Genomic DNA, 19,416 nt, shown 5'->3' on the forward strand with positions numbered 1-19,416 from the left:
TTCGAAAACCAGACGTAGCGGCCACATATTAATGTTGCTGGTCACCGCGCAGATAAATTACCCAATAAGTCAACCCAACCAATAATCCGCCACCAATGATGTTACCGATAGTGACTGGGATCAGGTTATCAATAATAAAGTTACTTACGGTTAAGTGAGCAAATTGCTCAGGTGTTGATCCTATGGATTGCCAAAATTCAGGCGAAGCGAAATTTTTAATCACAATACCCATAGGAATCATAAACATATTTGCGATGCTATGCTCAAAGCCGCTGGCAACAAACATCCCCACCGGTAAGATCATCGCGAACATTTTATCCATTATGGTACGGCCGGAGTAACTCATCCATACCGCCAGACAGACCATCAGGTTAGCTAAAATACCCAAACACACCGCTTCAATAAAAGTATGGTGCAATTTATGGTCGGCTGTTTGCAAAACATTCAGACCCCATTGACCATTTGCCACAGTATGTTGGCCTGCGAACCAAATAAGACACACAAAGAATAGTGCACCGAACAGATTCCCAATATAGACATTAACCCAGTTACATGCCAGTTGACGCCATGTGATACGGCCGCTGGCTTTAGCGACAGTTGTGAGTACGGTCGATGTGAAAAGATCACCCCCACACACCACCACTAACATTAGCCCCAGGGAGAAACAAATACCACCAACCAACTTGGCAAAGCCGAAAGGCACGCCAGCAGTACCGGTAGTCGCTGTAATATAAAAAACAAACGCAATTGAAATAAACACACCAGCAGTAATCGCTAAATAAAAGGTTTTTAGCGGATGCTTGGTGGCTTTATAGACACCGGCATCTTCGGCTACTTTAGCCATTGCCGCAGGTAATAATGCATCGAAGGGGTTGTCAGCTTTCACACTAACTCTCTCTTAAGGGTTAATAAAGCACAACGAGATACTAGCAAAGCAGTATAGCGTGAAAATTGATATGGATCATATTGCGCGAGTTTAGTTAGCTGTGAAACACCATAAAATATAGGGGTAATGCGATTAACTTATTGATTATCAATTGAAAAAAATATTTTAAGATTTGCAAATAATTTTGATTGGACTGTTTTGAAGCCGTTGAGAAGGTTAACTAAAAGGAGTATTTGTAGTTATTTTTATTATTATCAGTCATTAAAAATTAACTATTCATTCACCTATTTATCTATTTTATCTGGTCGCTAAATAATGTTTGTCTAAAGGTGCTATTACGGCGTCAGAAAATAACGTTTTTTTATGACAAAAACAATTGTTGAGCGCGGCGATTTGTATTTATTTTCGTCAGGATTAATTGCAGTCCTAAATTAAACGGCGCTGCCAAAAGACAACGCCGTGGGTCGTTTTCTGCTGATTAGCATTTAGCTATTTGCTGGCAGAAAATGTTTACTCGCTTTTAGCCCAATAGCGGCGTTTGGCAGTTTGCAACTTCTCATAAGCACCTAGTAGTGCCTGATGAGCTGGTAAGGCTTTTAGATCCTCATCAACACTGAACAGGCCATTGAAGCGCGCCTCACCCACCAAGGCTGCTGAGGCTGCATCTACCGCCTCCTGACCATACATTTTCACAAAGGCAGTGTAATATTGTGCCGCTTCACGATCCGGCTCCTGAGTCAGTAACAATAGGGTTTGCAGGCAACGGTAATAGTTCGCTTGTTTTGCCGTAAAGACTGAAGAGTTAAAATCTTGCGTCCATTCAACCCAAATCAGTGCTTGCTCCAAATCACCGCCAGCCAATGCCAGCATGGATTTCAGCTCACCGACACGCAGGGTATACCAGCCGTTATCTTTACCCGAGGCGATACCCAGCAATTCACGTACGCGGGCGAAATCATCCAACCCTTCATCATCCAACTGCTGAATGAGCGCCAGATATTCCCCAGGTTGCCAGTCACTGCCGGGCAGGGCCAGCAAGCTGTCTCGCAGATGCACACCCATGGTGTTGTTCGCCATCAGCAAATCTTCGGCAGGATAGATATCAGACCAGCCTGGTACCAAAATCCGGCAGGCATAGACACTTAAATGCTCATAATCAGCGATATACACTTCGGCGTTTTCTTGCTTGAAGATAGCCATCAGGGTAGCGAATTCTTCTTCTGTGCTGCCTTTAAAGCTCCAGTCCACAAATGGATAGTCGGCCTTGTCTTTGAACATATCCCAACTGATCAAGCCACTTGAATCGATAAAGTGGGTTTCCAGATTGGTGTGCTCTGCCACCTCTTCGTCATCGAAGGTCGGCGCGGTAAAGACGTCCAGGTCTTTCAGGCTACGGCCCTGCAATAGCTCAGTCACGGTGCGTTCCAGCGCGACACCAAAGTCAGGATGTGCACCGAATGAGGCAAAACAGGTGCCATTTGACGGGTTAAACAGTACTACGCAAATAACCGGATAAGCGCCACCTAGAGAGGCATCGTAAGAGAGAATTGGGAAACCTTCTTCTTCCAGCTTGGCAATGGCTTCTACCACACCTGGATAGCGGTTTAACACCGCAGCAGGGATCTCCGGCAAGCTGATAGATTCTGCGATAATACGGTTTTTAACTTTACGTTCAAAGACTTCGGACAGGGCTTGTACCCGAGCTTCATTGGCAGTATTGCCCGCAGACATGCCGTTTGAGACATACAGATTGCCGATAATATTCATTGGAATATAGACGGTTTCTAAATCTGACTGGCGGGTAAAGGGCAATGAACAGATCCCGCGTTTGGCGTTACCTGATTGCAAATCCACCAGGTCACTGGCGACCAATTCCTGCTCTGGATCGTAAAACGCCAGCAGGCGCTCATCGAGAATGCCTTCTGGCAGCAAGTTATCTGCTGGGATCGGGAACCACTTCTCGTTGGGATAATGAACGAAATCACCTTCGGCAATGGCTTTGCCCAGATAGAAGTCAGCGAAGAAATAGTTGGTGGATAAGCGTTCGAAATATTCACCTAAAGCCGAAGCTAGTGCCGCTTTCTTGCTGGCACCTTTGCCGTTGGTAAAGCACAACGGGCAATCACGGTCGCGGATATGTACCGACCAAACGTGAGGAACCGGGTTAAGCCAAGAGGCTTCTTCAATATTAAAACCGAGGTCACTCAGCTTTTGCTGAAAGCGAGAGATTGAGTCTTCCAGCGCGGCGTCTTTGCCGAGAATAAAGGTTTGGGTCATTGTCGTCACTTTTTGGCGGTACTAAAAACGCGCAATCATACGGGGTTTTAGTTAATAGCTCCATGTATTCCTAAAGCGCAGCAAATGTCACAGTTTCAGTATGGATATTCCGCATAATTCACTAGCTTATAAATAACGGAGTCATAATGTGAAATCTATAAAGCTAACTGTTTTAGCCGGAATCTTAGCAGGGATCAGCGGTTCGGCCTTTGCTCTACCCAATATCACCCTATTGGCAACCGGGGGAACTATCGCCGGTGGCGGAGATTCAGCCACTAAATCTAACTATAAAGCCGGTAAATTGGGGGTTGATGCCCTGGTAAACGCGGTGCCGGAAATGAAAAAAATCGCCAATATTCAGGGCGAGCAAGTGGTTAATATCGGTTCTCAAGATATGAATGACGAGGTCTGGCTGAAGTTGGCGAAAAAAATTAATGCCGATTGCGCCAAAACAGACGGATTCGTGATTACGCATGGCACTGACACTCTGGAAGAAACTGCCTATTTTCTTGATTTAACGGTGAATTGCGATAAACCCGTGGTGATGGTTGGGGCGATGCGCCCGGCAACTGCCCTGGGTGCAGATGGTCCGCTGAATCTCTATAATGCAGTGGTCGTCGCCAGTGACGCCAATTCAGCTAAACGTGGTGTGCTGGTAGCGATGAATGACCAAGTGCTAAGTGGCCGTGATGTGATGAAAACCAATACCACCTCGGTGCAGACATTCCAGTCACCGAATACCGGATCCTTGGGGTCTATTTATGACGGTAAAGTGAATTATCTGCACCAACCCGCGCCAAGACAACCCGCTTTCGATATCAGCAAACTGAGTGAATTACCAAAAGTTGGCATTATTTATAACTATGCCAATGCCTCTGATTTACCGGCTAAAGCGCTGATTGCTGATGGCTATAAAGGGATTGTCAGTGCCGGTGTTGGTAACGGTAACCTCTATCATTCTGTTTTTGACACGCTGGCAACGGCAGCACACAGTGGGGTTGCTGTTGTGCGTTCATCCCGTGTGCCTACTGGTTCTACCACGGAAGATGCAGAAGTTGATGACACCAAATATGGATTTGTTGCATCCGGCTCACTCAATCCACAAAAAGCACGTGTGTTGCTGCAATTGGCATTAACCCAAACGCAAAAACCGCAAGAGATCCAAAAGCTATTCCACGCATATTGATTCAATAAGTCTTTGACGGGGGCTTCGGCCTCCGTATCTGCTTTATTACCACTAATCTGAAATAAACCCACCCATGCCGTCCGGCGACTATCTTTAATGAATCAAAAAGTTATTGGGCAACTATAAATGCAAACATTTGATCTCAAACGAATGGCACTGGATAAATTCCCCATCGAATTCTTGGCCGAAGTGGGCATGCGCTGTTTATTCACCTTTGTCTTGGTTTTTTTATTCCTCAAACTGAGTGGTCGCCGTGGCGTGCGGCAGATGTCGCTATTTGAAGTCGTGATCATTTTGACATTGGGATCCGCTGCGGGTGATGTCACTTTTTATGAAGATGTGCCGATGTTGCCAGTCGTAATGGTATTTATCTGCATTATGATTTTGTACCGCCTCTCTACTTTCTTGATGTCACGCAGCGAAAAAATACAGCAGTGGATGGAAGGGAAGCCGTTGATCATCATCAGTGATGGGATATTTGTTTGGGAAACCATGCAGCAGGAAAATATTACCCATGATGAGTTTTTTATGGAGTTGCGCCAACAAGGCGTCGAGCATCTTGGTCAGGTACGGCTGGCCATCCTGGAAGTCAATGGTGCAATCAGTGTGTTTTTCTTCGCGCAAGAACATGTCAAACCCGGTTTGCCGGTATTACCTAAATGCTGTGTTAACCCCTTGGTCACCATTGAAAAACCTGCGGAGTATGCCTGTAGCCAGTGCAGCCTGATAGTGGCGTTATCCAGCGGTGCAGAGAAAACCTGCCAACGTTGTGGTCACCACCACTGGGTTGAAGCTTTGGACCATCAACGAGCAAAATGAGTCATCTATCGTGCGCTAACACCTTGGTTCGGTAGCTTTTGGTGAATAATTCCAAATTAATGACAGGATAACGCACAGCCTGCTATCGCAGGGGGTGAGAGTTTCTCCCTTGCCAGTGAATAACCGTTGCAGCAGGCGGACTCGAATGATAAAACCGAGTAATGATAACGATGGCAATCTCAGTTGAGTGTGGTGAGGGGAAATGACACAAGTTTATAATTTTAGCGCAGGGCCTGCGATGTTACCGGTTGAAGTTTTACGTCGTGCGGAACAGGAATTACGTAACTGGCATGGCTTGGGGACGTCGGTGATGGAAATCAGTCACCGTAGTAAGGAATTTATTCAGGTTGCTGAAGAAGCAGAAAAAGATCTGCGCGATCTGCTACAAATCCCGGCCAATTATAAAGTGTTATTTTGCCATGGTGGCGCGCGCGCGCAGTTTGCCGCAGTGCCACTAAATTTGCTCGGCGCCAACAACAGTGCTGATTATATTGACGGCGGCTATTGGGCACACAGTGCAATCAACGAAGCACAAAAATACTGTGTTCCTCACGTTATCGATGTGACAACCCACGATAATGGTCTAACGGGTATTTTGCCGATGAAACAATGGCAGCTGAGTGATAATGCTGCTTATGTACATTATTGCCCAAATGAAACCATTGATGGGTTGGCTATCAATGAAGAGCCGGATTTTGGCGACAAAATTGTCGTTGCCGATTACTCCTCATCTATTCTTTCTCGCCCGATTGATGTCAGTCGTTATGGCGTTATTTATGCTGGCGCACAGAAAAATATCGGCCCAGCGGGCCTGACAGTGGTTATCGTGCGCGACGACTTGTTAGGTAAAGCTCGCACTGAATTACCATCGATCCTTGATTATAAGGTGCTGGCTGATAACGACTCTATGTTCAATACGCCGCCAACCTTTGCCTGGTATCTCTCTGGCCTGGTGTTTAAATGGCTGAAAGAGCAGGGCGGTTTGGCTGAAATGGAGAAACGTAACCAGGCGAAAGCTGAACTCTTGTATGGTGCGATCGACAAGACCGGCTTCTATCGCAATCAGGTGGCTCACGCCAACCGCTCTTGGATGAACGTACCCTTCCAAATGAAGGATGCCTCCTTGGATAAAGTGTTCCTTAGCGAGGCACAAGAGCAGGGTTTGCAAGCATTGAAAGGCCATCGTGTTGCTGGCGGAATGCGGGCTTCGATTTATAATGCGATGCCAATTGAAGGCGTTAAAGCCTTAACAGATTTTATGGCTGACTTTGAACGCCGCCACGGTTGATTGCTCTGGGCGGATGTTTGTCTGCTCAGACGGAGTTATCACCTTTATTTAAAATATATTTATTTGCACACAGAAGACTGGAGAGTGCTTTTCCCATGTTGGAATCCCTGACTTTACAACCCATTGCCCTGATCAATGGCACCGTTAACTTACCTGGTTCTAAAAGTGTTTCTAACCGTGCACTTCTTCTGGCAGCGTTGGCCGAAGGGACAACCCAGTTGAATAACTTGTTAGACAGTGACGATATTCGCCATATGCTCAATGCGTTACAGGCATTGGGGGTGAATTTCCGTCTTTCTGCTGATCGTACCCAATGTGAAGTAGATGGCGTGGGCGGCAAGCTGGTTGCCGCCCAACCCTTGGAACTGTTCTTAGGTAATGCGGGCACGGCAATGCGCCCATTGGCTGCGGCACTTTGCTTAGGTAACAGCGATATCGTATTGACCGGTGAACCGCGAATGAAAGAGCGGCCAATTGGTCATCTGGTTGATACCTTGCGTCAGGGCGGGGCGCAGATTGATTATCTGGAGCAAGAGAGCTACCCGCCGTTGCGCTTACGTGGTGGTTTCCGTGGTGGAAAACTGACCGTTGATGGTAGTGTCTCCAGCCAATTTCTGACAGCATTGCTGATGACTGCCCCCTTGGCTGAGCAAGATACCGACATTCAGATTCAAGGCACTCTGGTCTCTAAGCCATACATCGATATTACCCTGCATCTGATGAAAGCCTTCGGTGTTGATGTGGTGCATGAGAACTATCAACTGTTTCATATAAAAAGCGGCCAGACATATCGCACTCCGGGTACTTATTTGGTTGAGGGCGATGCGTCTTCTGCGTCCTATTTCTTAGCCGCCGCGGCAATTAAAGGTGGCACCGTGCGTGTTACGGGTATCGGTAAAAAAAGCGTGCAGGGTGATACCAAATTTGCTGATGTGCTGGAAAAAATGGGCGCAAAAATTAGCTGGGGTGATGACTATATAGAATGTAGCCGTGGCGAATTACAGGGTATCGATATGGATATGAATCACATTCCTGATGCGGCCATGACCATTGCTACCACCGCACTGTTTGCCAATGGCCCGACGGTTATTCGTAATATCTATAACTGGCGGGTAAAAGAGACTGACCGCTTATCTGCGATGGCCACTGAGCTGAGAAAAGTGGGTGCGGAAGTTGAAGAAGGTGAAGACTATATTCGTGTGGTGCCACCCGTGCAATTAATTGCCGCTGAAATAGGGACTTACAATGACCACCGTATGGCGATGTGCTTCTCACTGGTGGCGTTATCTGATACTCCGGTGACGATTCTTGACCCTCAATGCACCGCTAAAACCTTCCCTGACTACTTTGAACAATTGGCCAATCTGAGCCAGACAGCCTGACCTTTTTGCGCCGAATTTATTGACCTCTAATGGGTACCAGTCGGTACCCATTCCCTATTTTATAGACGGATAGCACTTTTCTTTATTGGCAAATAAGAATAAATGTTTTTTCTGGCTATCTTTCACATCTCTTCTACACTCCAGCCACGGCTTATGGTTTTATTTTCAGCAACTGAACCACGCGAGGGTAACAGTTCACATCGATGCGGCGTATAATGCTGCTCCTGTGTTTGCCCTGCTGGGTAGACAAGAGGTTTTGCCTACCGAAAGGAGAGAGAAATGACGGCGATAGCCCCGGTGATAACCGTTGATGGACCAAGTGGTGCAGGTAAAGGTACGCTTTGCAAAGCTTTGGCTGAATCGTTGAACTGGCGCTTGCTGGATTCGGGTGCGATTTACCGGGTTTTGGCGTTAGCAGCCCTGCATCATCAGGTTGATATCAGCACCGAAGAGGCATTGGTTCCACTTGCCGCACATCTCGATGTTCGTTTTGTCTCACAGAATGGGCAGTTAAAAGTGATTTTAGAAGGTGAGGATGTCAGCAATGAAATCCGCACCGAAACTGTAGGGAATACTGCATCTCAGGCGGCGGCTTTCCCGCGAGTCCGTGAGGCATTACTACGCCGCCAGCGAGCATTTCGTGAAGCTCCGGGCCTAATTGCCGATGGTCGCGATATGGGGACGGTGGTCTTCCCTGATGCGCCGGTGAAAATATTTCTTGATGCAAGTTCGCAAGAACGCGCACACCGACGTATGCTACAGTTGCAGGAAAAGGGGTTTAATGTTAACTTTGAACGTCTTTTGGCTGAGATACAGGAGCGAGACTCTCGTGATCGTAACCGGTCTATTGCACCTTTAGTCCCTGCGGCGGATGCGTTGGTACTGGATTCAACCAGTATGTCCATCGAGCAGGTGATCGAACAGGCGCTGGCTTATGCCCAACGAATTTTAGCGTTGCCGTTGAAAAAATAACGACAATGCGGTCAGTTCTGAGCTCTCAACGATTTATTTTTTAATTAAAATTATTTTTGATGAGCACTTTAACCTTGCTGCAAGGATCTGTGGCGAGGCATGTGAAACAACCCCATCCGGCGGGATGCTAGATGGACGTTAAACTTAAGAATCCTGAAGATTATTAACATGACAGAATCTTTTGCTCAACTCTTTGAAGAATCCCTGAAAACAATTGAAACACGTCCGGGCTCTATCGTCCGTGGTGTTGTTGTTTCTATCGATAAAGATATCGTACTGGTTGACGCCGGTCTGAAATCTGAGTCAGCAATTCCAGCAGAACAGTTCAAGAACGCGCAAGGCGAACTGGAAATTCAAGTTGGTGACGAAGTTGACGTTGCTCTGGACGCTGTTGAAGACGGCTTCGGTGAAACTCTGCTGTCCCGTGAAAAAGCTAAGCGTCACGAAGCATGGCTGATGCTGGAAAAAGCTTACGAAGAAGCTGCAACCGTTACTGGTGTGATCAACGGCAAAGTGAAGGGCGGCTTTACAGTCGAACTGAACGGTATCCGTGCGTTCCTGCCTGGTTCACTGGTTGATGTGCGCCCAGTTCGCGATACTCTGCATCTGGAAGGCAAAGAGCTTGAGTTCAAAGTCATCAAGCTTGATCAGAAACGCAACAACGTAGTTGTTTCTCGTCGTGCAGTTATCGAATCTGAGAACAGCGCTGAGCGTGATCAATTGCTGGAAAACCTGCAAGAAGGCATGGAAGTTAAGGGTATCGTTAAGAACCTGACTGACTACGGTGCATTCGTTGATCTGGGTGGCGTTGATGGCTTGCTGCACATTACTGACATGGCTTGGAAACGTGTTAAACACCCAAGCGAAATCGTCAATGTGGGCGACGAAATCACTGTTAAAGTTCTGAAATTCGACCGCGAACGTACTCGTGTATCCCTGGGCTTGAAACAGCTTGGCGAAGATCCATGGGTTGCTATCGCTAAACGTTACCCAGAAAGCACCAAGCTGACTGGTCGTGTAACTAACCTGACTGATTACGGCTGCTTCGTAGAAATCGAAGAAGGCGTTGAAGGTTTGGTACACGTTTCAGAAATGGATTGGACCAACAAAAACATTCACCCGTCTAAAGTTGTTAACGTTGGCGACGTAGTGGAAGTTATGGTTCTGGACATCGATGAAGAACGTCGTCGTATTTCTCTGGGCCTGAAACAGTGCAAATCTAACCCATGGCAGCTGTTTGCAGAAACTCACAACAAAAACGACCGCGTTGAAGGTAAAATCAAGTCTATCACTGACTTCGGTATCTTCATCGGCTTGGACGGCGGCATCGACGGCCTGGTTCACCTGTCTGACATCTCCTGGAACGTTGCAGGCGAAGAAGCAGTTCGTGAATATAAGAAAGGCGACGAAATCGCAGCTGTGGTTCTGCAAGTTGACGCAGAACGTGAGCGCATCTCCCTGGGCGTGAAACAACTGGCAGAAGACCCGTTCAATAACTACCTGTCTGTTAACAAGAAAGGTGCTATTGTTACTGGTAAAGTAACTGCAGTTGACGCTAAAGGTGCTACAGTTGAATTGGCAGGCGGCGTAGAAGGTTATCTGCGTGCTTCCGAAGCAACTCGCGACCGCGTTGAAGATGCGACGCTGGTTCTGAACGTCGGTGATGAAGTTGAAGCCAAATATACTGGCGTTGACCGTAAAAACCGCGTAATCAGCCTGTCTGTTCGTGCTAAAGACGAAGCTGATGAGAAAGATGCTATTGCTACAGTTAACAACAAGCCAGAAGAAGGTAACTTCTCTAGCGCAATGGCAGAAGCGTTCAAAGCTGCAAAAGGCGAGTAATAACGGGGGGCGGTTTTTCCGCCCCTATACGGTAGTTTAGCTGCAAAGCTTGGAGGTAATATGACCAAGTCTGAACTTATTGAAAGACTTGCTGGCCAGCAATCTCATGTACCGGCTAAAGCCGTTGAGGATGCAGTGAAAGAAATGCTTGAACATATGGCTGGAACACTAGCTGAAGGTGAGCGCATTGAGATCCGAGGATTTGGCAGTTTTTCTCTTCACTACCGTGCTCCGCGTGTTGGCCGTAATCCAAAGACTGGCGCTAAAGTTGAATTGGAAGGTAAGTACGTTCCACACTTTAAGCCAGGTAAAGAATTGCGTGATCGCGCTAATATCTACGGTTAAGTTGGTTACAACTTACCGCGTTATTATCTATACCTAAATCATTGGTGTCATAGCTAATACTGCTATGACGCTGATTATAAAAGGTATAAACGCTGATAAGAAACGGTGCCTAATGGCACCGTTTTTCTTTTTTTCTTTCTAATGTCACGCGCTAAAATTAGCTGAATATATATTAAAACCTTATAACGAATAGATTAAATATTGTTTATTCACTTATTCAAATACCCTCATCTATCTCTATCTCTATCTCTATCTCTATCTCTATCTCCCTTTTACCTGTAATAAGCTCAGCTTTATTTTCGATACATTCCGCATAGGCGTTGTTAGCTATGTAACAAGATTAAACTATCCGCGAAGCCGCTCTGAACTTCCACTTTTTGTACTGGCTGCATCATCCATCAACAGAGAAAATCAACATATTCACGATGAGGCAAGCGGATGGCAATGAGGCTATCTGGCAGTAATACAAGGGATGGCTTCTTATCACTTTATCAATCGATCATGCTGCGGCCGCTATTGCCATTGGCTTCTTACCTCTTATTTTTCTACCTCAGTTGCCAGGAACTCTCATCATTGTGGGGCTGCTAGTGTTGGGGGGACTGGTATGGTTAAGTGGGCGCATATACTGGCAATGCGTGGCATTAGTCATCATCAGTTTTGCGTGGGGAAGTTGGCACGGAAATAGGGTATTAATGCAAATTGAGGCGTTAACTCAAGGTGAGCAGCAAGTTATCGCCACTATAAAGAATGCCTATCTGACATGGGGAGAAGGGAATAAGGTCCTGCTGGGCATTCAGCAAGTTAATGGGCAAAGAGTATTTCCGCCGATTGCAGTTGTAGTGGTCTAATCATTCCGGACACTTTGTTAGAGATATAATGAGCAACACTAACGAGGTGAGAATGCGAAAAAAATCATTTACTCATGAGTTTAAACAAGAGTGCATCAATCTGGTTCTTCAACATAAGTACCCGGTGACTCAGGCCGCTGAAACAATGAATATTGGCCTTTCAACCTTACAACGCTGGCTAAGGCAGTATCGCGGAGAGATCCGCGGAAATACACCGATAGCCAGTGCTATAACACCGGAACAACGGCGAATACAAGAACTTGAAAAGCAGGTACGGCAGTTGCAGAGCGACAATGACCTGTTAAAAAAGGCTTCGGCCTTCTTCGCCATGGAAATGAACAACGACAAAAAGTCGCGGTGAAACTGAAGAAGGTCGGTGCAAATATCCAACAGGTATGCCGCTGCTTATCGCTCACGCGCAGCGTATTTTATGCCCGTAGTCGTCGGCTAATGATCAAGCCCGATGTTCTGATGTTGCACGCGGCGGCTAAGCATGTTCACGCTGAAATGGATGCCACATATGGCAGCCGGCGCATGTGCATCGAGTTACGGGAACAAGGTTTTAACGTGGGCAGATACCGCGTTCGGCAGATAATGAAAAACTTATTACTGGTAGCTAAACGGCCCGGGCGTCATCGCTATCCACGCGGTGGAAAACCCGCTGTCGTGGCCGCTAATCTGTTGAACCGGCAGTTTAATCCAGAGACATTGAATACCTGGTGGTCAGGTGATATTACCTATCTGCGTACCGCTCAGGGCTGGTTATATCTGGCTATCGTGATGGACTTATGTTCAAGAAAAATAGTGAGTTGGGCCTTCTCAGATAAACCGGACAGCGACTTGACTGTCCGGGCCTTAAGGCTGGCGGTCAATAAACGACGACCCACAGGGTCTGTGGTGTTCCATAGCGATCAAGGGTCGCAATATACCAGCGCGCAGTTCCAATGCTGCCAGCAGGAGCTGGATGTTACAGGTAGCATGAGCCGAAAAGGTAACTGCCTGGATAATGCTGTTACGGAAAGGTTTTTCCGCAGCCTGAAAGCTGAGAGGGTTAACTATCGTCGTTATGAAACCCGAAGTCAGGGTATCGCTGATGTTATCGATTATATTGACAGTTTTTATAATCTGAAAAGGCGGCATTATCGGCTGGGAAATATATCGCCGGATGAATATGAACGCCGACTACAGCAATGTGCCTAAATCCGTGTCCGGTTTTAGTTGACCGTTACAAGTATCAGTAAAGTGGCCGGAGAAGCTTGAGCGCTATTGTGCTGGGCAGCAATGGGTGTTGAGGCTACGAATGCGGGCGGTGCATAGCTTACTCAATGAAGGGGGGGTTGATAGCCAACGCTGGGCTATAGCCAACCAGCGTCTATTGCAAGGGCGAGTGATTAAGGCTGAATTGCGTGATGCTCATTGTAATCTCCGCCAGCGGGCCATCAGTGTTATTGAACAGCAGCTACAGCAGTATGACCAGCGGCAGATACTGCTAGCTTTAGCTTTTGGTGAAAGAGAACAGTTGAACACACGTCAGTGGGCACTTTTTCGTAATACCGGAACGGCGCACCTGATGGCGATATCGGGTTTGCACATCGGGCTAGCGGCGTTGTTTGGCGGGATACTGGCTCGTGGGATCCAGTTCTTTCTACCCGTTAGTTGGGTAGGGCCCGTGTTCCCGCTGCTGATTGGCTGGTTTGTGGCAATGGTTTATGTTTGGTTGGCGGGTGCGAATCCACCCGCGATGAGGGCGGCTATAGCATTAACCCTATGGTTACTGCTGAGGTTGTTCGGTATTTTATGCAGCGCCTGGCAAGTGTGGCTCTGGCTCTGGGTGTTGGCGTTAATATTACTTAGTGAACCACTGGCGGTACTATCAGACAGTTTTTGGCTCTCCTGTCTGGCGGTATTCAGTCTGATATGTTGGTTCTATTGGGTGCCAATTACTCAGCGTTTTAGGGGCGGATGGCTTGGGCTGACTATCCGCTGGTTCCATTTACAATTTGGTATGATGCTACTATTGATGCCACTGCAGATAGGCCTATTTCATGGCGTCAGCTTGTTTTCTATCCCTGCAAATTTGTGGGCAGTGCCTATCATATCCCTGCTTACTGTGCCTTGCGTATTGTTGGCCTTGGCCTGCATACCATTGCCTACCGTAGCTGGCCTGTTTTGGTTCTTGGCCGATATATCGCTTTGCGCGGTACTCTGGCCACTCAATCATCTAAAAACCGGTTGGTTGCATACTGGGTTAGCATCCGTTGCCGTGGCTTATGCGGGGTGGCTGGTAATACTTATTTGGCGTTTTCAGTGGTGGCGCAGCTATCCAATTGGGGTGGTAGTCCTGTGTGTCAATTTGGTGTTATTCACTCAGCGGCGTGATGATTATCGCTGGCGTGTTGATATGTTGGATATTGGGCACGGTCTGGCAATAGTGATAGAACGCGCAGGGAAAGCAATTATCTTTGATACGGGCAATCGTTGGCACACCAGTAGCATGGCAGCTGCGGTTATTCTCCCTTATTTACGTTGGCGGGGCATTGTGGTTGAGCAAATTATCCTTAGCCATGATCATCTTGATCACACCGGAGGGCTAGCTGAGTTAAAGGCGGCATTCCCGCAGGCGAAAATCCGTGCACCTTTCTCCTTAACTGGCCCGATAGCGGGTTTGCCCTGTCAGCAAGGCGTGAAATGGCAATGGCAAAATTTAAATTTTGAGGTTTTATGGCCAAGAACTCATGTGATTAACGCCCAAAATGATGACTCATGTGTTATTCGCATTGATGATGGCAAACACAGTCTGTTATTGACGGGCGACCTTGAAACACGGGGAGAGCGGCAGTTAGTTAAAAATTATCGTGCTAAGCTAGCCTCAACATTGCTGCAAGTTCCCCACCATGGCAGCAATACCTCTTCAACCGGCCCATTTTTGCGGGCAGTGAAGCCAGAATTGGCTTTTGCTTCCGCTGCACGCTATAACCAATGGCACCTGCCAGCTAAAAAAGTGATTAAACGCTATCAAAAAAATAGCATTATTTGGCGTGATACCTCGGTATCCGGACAGCTAACTGTGTATTTTTACAGCGATAGTTGGCAAATTAGGGGCTATCGGGAACAAATAATGCCACGTTGGTATCACCAGCGGTTTGGCGTTGGAGGCCATAATGAGTAGAATGGGCCGCTATTTCTTCTGGTGCTGGTATTTGCATGATGAATGATAAAGATCTATCCACATGGCAGACGTTCCGTCGCCTCTGGCCAATGATCTCTCCTTATAAGACCGGTCTTGTTGTCGCGGCGATAGCATTAATCCTTAATGCCGCCAGTGACACGTTTATGCTGTCGTTACTGAAACCTTTGCTCGATGATGGTTTTGGTAAAGCGAATAGCTCAATTTTAAAATGGATGCCGTTGGCTGTTATCGGTTTGATGGTGGTTCGTGGAATAACCGGCTTTATTTCTAGCTATTGTATCTCATGGGTCTCTGGTCAAGTCGTGATGTTCATCCGTCGCCGCTTATTTAGCCATATGATGGGGATGCCGGTATCCTTCTTTGACCAGCAATCGACTGGCACGTTGTTGTCCCGTATTACCTATGATTCTGAGCAGGTAGCGGCATCGTCTTCTGGCGCATTGGTTACAGTGGTGCGTGAAGGGGCCTCTATTATCGGTTTGTTTATCATGATGTTTTATTACAGCTGGCAGTTGTCGCTGATTTTAATCGTCATTGCACCGATTGTTTCTGTTTCTATCCGGTTAGTCTCTAAGCGTTTTCGTAATATCAGTAAAAATATGCAAAGCACCATGGGAGAAGTGACCACCAGTGCAGAGCAAATGCTGAAAGGGCACAAAGAAGTGTTGATCTTTGGTGGCCAGAAAGTTGAAACCGAGCGTTTTGATACCGTCAGTAATCGCATGCGTCAGCAGGGGATGAAGCTGGTTTCTGCTTCTTCCATTTCTGATCCCATCATTCAGTTGATTGCTTCATTTGCGTTGGCGTTTGTGCTGTATGCGGCAAGTTTCCCTAGTGTGATGGAAACTCTGACAGCGGGTACCATCACTGTGGTGTTCTCGGCAATGATTGCTCTGATGCGCCCGTTGAAGTCCCTTACCAATGTGAATGCACAGTTCCAGCGCGGGATGGCAGCTTGTCAGACGCTATTTGCTATTCTGGATATGGAACAGGAAAAAGACGAGGGGAAACTGGAAGTTGAGCGGGCTAAAGGCGAAATAGAATTCCGCCATGTCACTTTCTACTACCCAGGCAAAGACACCCCAGCACTGAATGATATCAATATGCACATTGAAGCGGGTAAGACCGTGGCATTGGTAGGGCGTTCAGGCTCAGGTAAGTCAACTATCGCCAATTTACTGACCCGGTTCTATGATGTCAGCGAAGGCAGTATCTTGATGGATGGGCACGATTTGCGTGATTATCGGCTTGGTGCCTTGCGAAACCAAGTCGCCTTGGTGTCGCAAAATGTTCATCTGTTCAATGATACGGTTGCCAATAATATCGCTTATGCCCGTGACGAGCACTATAGCCGCGCTGAAATCGAAGAAGCCGCCCGAATGGCATATGCCATGGATTTTATCAATAAAATGGAATTTGGCCTTGATACTGTTATTGGTGAGAACGGTGTGATGCTCTCAGGTGGGCAACGTCAGCGTATCGCTATCGCTCGTGCGTTATTGCGAGATTGCCCGATATTGATTCTGGATGAAGCTACCTCAGCGCTGGATACTGAATCTGAACGGGCGATTCAGTCCGCATTGGATGAGTTGCAGAAAAACCGTACTTCATTGGTTATTGCCCATCGCTTATCTACGATTGAAAAAGCCGATGAAATTTTGGTCATTGAAGAGGGGCGCATTGTCGAGCGTGGTGTACATGCAGAGTTGTTGGCGCAACATGGTGCCTATGCCCAACTTAATCGTATGCAGTTTGGCCAATGATTGAGCGTATCTGGTCTGGGCGGTCTCGGCTGTATCTGCTACTGCTGCCACTATCTTGGTTATACGGTGCGGTCACAGCACTTATCCGGGCCAGTTACTCTCTTGGCTGGCGTTCTGCTTGGCGCTCACCGGTCCCGGTGGTTATTGTCGGCAACCTTACTGCTGGCGGAAATGGTAAGACACCGGTCGTAATCTGGTTAGTGGAACAGCTAAAACTACGGGGTTACCGTGTTGGGGTGGTGTCTCGTGGCTACGGGGGCAAATCTACGGTGTATCCGCTACTGCTATCCAATGAGACATCCACGGTGCAGGCAGGTGATGAGCCGGTTCTGATATATCAACGTACTCAGGCACCGGTCGCTGTCTCACCAAAGCGCTCAGATGCCATCAAAGCGTTACTAAAAGCTCACACTTTGGACTTCATCATCACCGACGATGGATTGCAACATTATGCGCTACAGCGTGATTTTGAGCTGGTGGTGATCGATGGTGTGCGTCGTTTCGGTAATGGTTGGTGGTTACCGGCAGGCCCGATGCGTGAACGGGCGGGGCGTTTGCACTCAGTGGATGCGGTAATTACCAATGGTGGTATTGCCGCCAGCGGAGAAATACCGATGCAGTTGGTGGCGCGGCAGGCCGTCAATCTGGTTAGCGGTGAGCGGTTACCCGCACAGCAACTCCAGCATGTCGTTGCAATGGCGGGTATTGGTCATCCTCCTCGGTTCTTTACTACCCTGAATTTACTGGGTATTGAGCCTAAGAGTAAGCATGCTTTTGCTGACCATCAGGATTATTCATTAGCACAACTTAGTCCGCTAACGAGTGGCCCGCAAATATTATTGATGACTGAAAAAGATGCAGTCAAGTGCCGGGCTTTTGCTCAGCCTAATTGGTGGTACCTGCCGGTAGATGCACAGTTACCGCCGGATCAGGCTGAACAATTGCTGTTGAACATTCAGGCATTATCACGCCACACCAAGTAGCCCACTTTATAGACTCAGCAGTGTTAGCTTGAGGGATGCCGCGCATGCCACAATTGAGCGCTGCTGGGTTTCTTCATATAGCTGTAGTTCATCAATTACCGTGGCTCCCAGCGCCCGCTGGAAATCCTGCTTGCTGGAGTGCCCCGCAAACTGGCTGTGACCACTGTCCCCTAAATTTGATTGAAAAATACCTGCTGCGCTGACGGGGAGAAAATCCTCATAAACTAACGGCTCATATTGGATAAATTCCCCGTCAATCAATTGGTCTAATGTCAGGTTTTGCATTGATTCAGTAAGGGTACTTAGCCCTCTCTCGGTAGGGAAATAGCGAAAGAAAGCGAGCTGTTCAGCGCGCATTGTCGGGTAGTCATCTGGGAACTGGCTAAATTTCTCCTTGAGAATCGCCATGTATTGCAGGGCTTTTTTTTCATTTACGGGAACCTGTAGTTGATCTTGTGCCGCCTGTAGCAGGCAGTCATAGAGATTACGCCCCTTCGCTGTCAGCGCTGCCCCCCGTTGTTCTATTTCACCAAAACGGGCGGTGTGATGCCCTCGAGTGAGTCGACCATCTGTTGCGACAAACGAAACCTGTTCCTCAAGGGCTTTAAAACTGGTTTGCCGTAATAATATTGGACAGCGGCGCGGAGGTGGCCCCTCGATCACCGCTTTGGGGGTAATCTGATGTTCTGGCATCGCAATTTGTACGGCATCGATATGCAACGTTCGTGGCGTTAGGTGGTTAATATGGGGTCCTTTGAAAGCCACCACATCGGCAATTAAACGATGCTGATCGTGCAGTTGTTGGTAAACATCAGCACTTACTGTCGCTTGATTATGCCAGCGAAATGTCTCTAATGACTGAGCAATAAAGTCATCGGCTTCATTGCTGGTCAGCCCGCCGGAAATTTCATGCTGAGTAATTAATTCGATAGCCCGTGGAGTAAATATCACTCTTTTTGCCAGAATATCGGCAGCTTGTTGCCGCAGCTCTGGTTGTTCAATTAATTCAAGGCGCAATAATGAGGTGAAAATTCTAAATGGGCAAGTTTGCAGCGAAGCTTCATGGACAGCGCGGAATGCCGTCGAGTGAACCGGAACCCCAGCCGGGGCCAGGTCATAATAACCAACAGGCAGCATACCCATCACCGCAAACAGGCGGCGCAGGGTCGCAAGTTCAGCGGCGGTTCCCACTCGGATAGCACCGTGTCGTTCCATGTTCAGGCGCTCAATCTCTCCGGTCCGGCGTAAATGGCGGGTAAGTTCCGGTTGCTGACCCATAGTTTGGTTGTTGATATCAGCAACCAGTTGTAACAAGGCTCCGTATAGCGGCACTTCATCCTGATACATATCCGACATGGCACTGGAGAATCTGGCGCGAATCTCATCGGGGTGGACAAACAGTGGGTGAGTCATAATCGGATAGCTCCTTCATGCTTATTCAGTTTTTAGTCTAGATTGATATCGATAATTAATGGGGTAAGCAGTGGAGAATATTGGTTTTTTATGCGTGGCATCCCATTGATGCTACTTACTGAACTACCTTCCCAGATAAAATAGTTGCGCGGCATGGTATTTTATGAGTTAATAGCCGCTGGCCTGTGCTACAGACCTATTTATGTGTAAGAGTGTTCGAGA

15 protein-coding genes and 1 pseudogene are annotated in these 19,416 nt (G+C 47.5%); 13 read left to right on the forward strand and 3 right to left on the reverse strand.

Features of this window, described 5'->3' with window-relative positions:
• Positions 1–28: 28 nt before the first annotated feature.
• Positions 29–886 carry a formate transporter FocA gene (gene focA, locus V1955_RS08195; RefSeq protein ID WP_050084953.1) on the reverse strand — a complete coding sequence of 286 codons (858 nt, stop codon included), beginning with the start codon at positions 884–886 and terminating at the stop codon, positions 29–31.
• Positions 887–1,396: 510 nt separating this feature from the next.
• Positions 1,397–3,163, reverse strand: a complete 1,767-nt coding sequence (gene ycaO / locus V1955_RS08200; RefSeq protein WP_442820776.1) for a 30S ribosomal protein S12 methylthiotransferase accessory factor YcaO — start codon at positions 3,161–3,163, stop codon at positions 1,397–1,399.
• A gap of 148 nt (positions 3,164–3,311) precedes the next feature.
• Here ycaO and ansB point away from each other — a divergent pair, with 148 nt between their 5' ends.
• The 13 genes and pseudogenes from ansB to lpxK all read left to right on the forward strand — a co-directional run bounded on the left by ansB (position 3,312) and on the right by lpxK (position 17,781).
• Complete coding sequence (ansB, locus tag V1955_RS08205) at positions 3,312–4,349, forward strand: L-asparaginase 2 (protein ID WP_083158435.1); 1,038 nt, start codon at positions 3,312–3,314, stop codon at positions 4,347–4,349.
• Positions 4,350–4,475: 126 nt separating this feature from the next.
• Positions 4,476–5,168, forward strand: coding sequence for a DUF421 domain-containing protein (locus V1955_RS08210; RefSeq protein WP_083158436.1), 693 nt, complete (start codon positions 4,476–4,478; stop codon positions 5,166–5,168).
• Between the two features lie 202 nt (positions 5,169–5,370).
• Positions 5,371–6,456, forward strand: coding sequence for a 3-phosphoserine/phosphohydroxythreonine transaminase (gene serC / locus V1955_RS08215; protein ID WP_050084949.1), 1,086 nt, complete (start codon positions 5,371–5,373; stop codon positions 6,454–6,456).
• A gap of 95 nt (positions 6,457–6,551) precedes the next feature.
• Positions 6,552–7,838, forward strand: a complete 1,287-nt coding sequence (aroA, locus tag V1955_RS08220; RefSeq protein WP_442820777.1) for a 3-phosphoshikimate 1-carboxyvinyltransferase — start codon at positions 6,552–6,554, stop codon at positions 7,836–7,838.
• Positions 7,839–8,117: 279 nt separating this feature from the next.
• Positions 8,118–8,810, forward strand: a complete 693-nt coding sequence (gene cmk, locus V1955_RS08225) for a (d)CMP kinase (protein ID WP_050084945.1) — start codon at positions 8,118–8,120, stop codon at positions 8,808–8,810.
• Positions 8,811–8,978: 168 nt separating this feature from the next.
• Positions 8,979–10,652 carry a 30S ribosomal protein S1 gene (gene rpsA, locus V1955_RS08230; protein ID WP_004391091.1) on the forward strand — a complete coding sequence of 558 codons (1,674 nt, stop codon included), beginning with the start codon at positions 8,979–8,981 and terminating at the stop codon, positions 10,650–10,652.
• 60 nt (positions 10,653–10,712) lie between these two features.
• Positions 10,713–10,997, forward strand: coding sequence for an integration host factor subunit beta (gene ihfB, locus V1955_RS08235; RefSeq protein WP_005184672.1), 285 nt, complete (start codon positions 10,713–10,715; stop codon positions 10,995–10,997).
• Positions 10,998–11,572: 575 nt separating this feature from the next.
• Positions 11,573–11,845 (forward strand): hypothetical protein, encoded by a 273-nt coding sequence (locus V1955_RS08240; protein ID WP_442820778.1) that lies wholly within the window; start codon positions 11,573–11,575, stop codon positions 11,843–11,845.
• 52 nt (positions 11,846–11,897) lie between these two features.
• Positions 11,898–12,206: a transposase gene (locus V1955_RS08245; protein WP_050136220.1), complete on the forward strand. Its 309-nt coding sequence runs from the start codon at positions 11,898–11,900 to the stop codon at positions 12,204–12,206.
• Complete coding sequence (locus V1955_RS08250; RefSeq protein ID WP_342222724.1) at positions 12,203–13,045, forward strand: IS3 family transposase; 843 nt, start codon at positions 12,203–12,205, stop codon at positions 13,043–13,045. The genes V1955_RS08245 and V1955_RS08250 overlap by 4 nt, the downstream gene beginning before the upstream one ends.
• A gap of 22 nt (positions 13,046–13,067) precedes the next feature.
• Positions 13,068–15,014: pseudogene (locus V1955_RS08255) on the forward strand (ComEC family protein); the annotation flags it as partial.
• A gap of 35 nt (positions 15,015–15,049) precedes the next feature.
• On the forward strand, positions 15,050–16,798 hold the full coding sequence (gene msbA, locus V1955_RS08260) for a lipid A ABC transporter ATP-binding protein/permease MsbA (RefSeq protein WP_083158440.1): 1,749 nt from the start codon (positions 15,050–15,052) through the stop codon (positions 16,796–16,798).
• Entirely contained in the window at positions 16,795–17,781 is a 987-nt protein-coding gene (lpxK, locus tag V1955_RS08265) for a tetraacyldisaccharide 4'-kinase (protein ID WP_372569318.1), read from the forward strand. The genes msbA and lpxK overlap by 4 nt, the downstream gene beginning before the upstream one ends.
• Positions 17,782–17,787: 6 nt before the next feature.
• Here lpxK and hglS read toward each other — a convergent pair whose 3' ends face one another.
• Positions 17,788–19,194 carry a 2-oxoadipate dioxygenase/decarboxylase HglS gene (gene hglS, locus V1955_RS08270; RefSeq protein ID WP_442820779.1) on the reverse strand — a complete coding sequence of 469 codons (1,407 nt, stop codon included), beginning with the start codon at positions 19,192–19,194 and terminating at the stop codon, positions 17,788–17,790.
• Positions 19,195–19,416 lie beyond the last annotated feature (222 nt).

Origin of the sequence: Yersinia sp. 2545 StPb PI (assembly GCF_052217125.1) — a bacterium.
GTDB lineage: Bacteria > Pseudomonadota > Gammaproteobacteria > Enterobacterales > Enterobacteriaceae > Yersinia > Yersinia enterocolitica_E.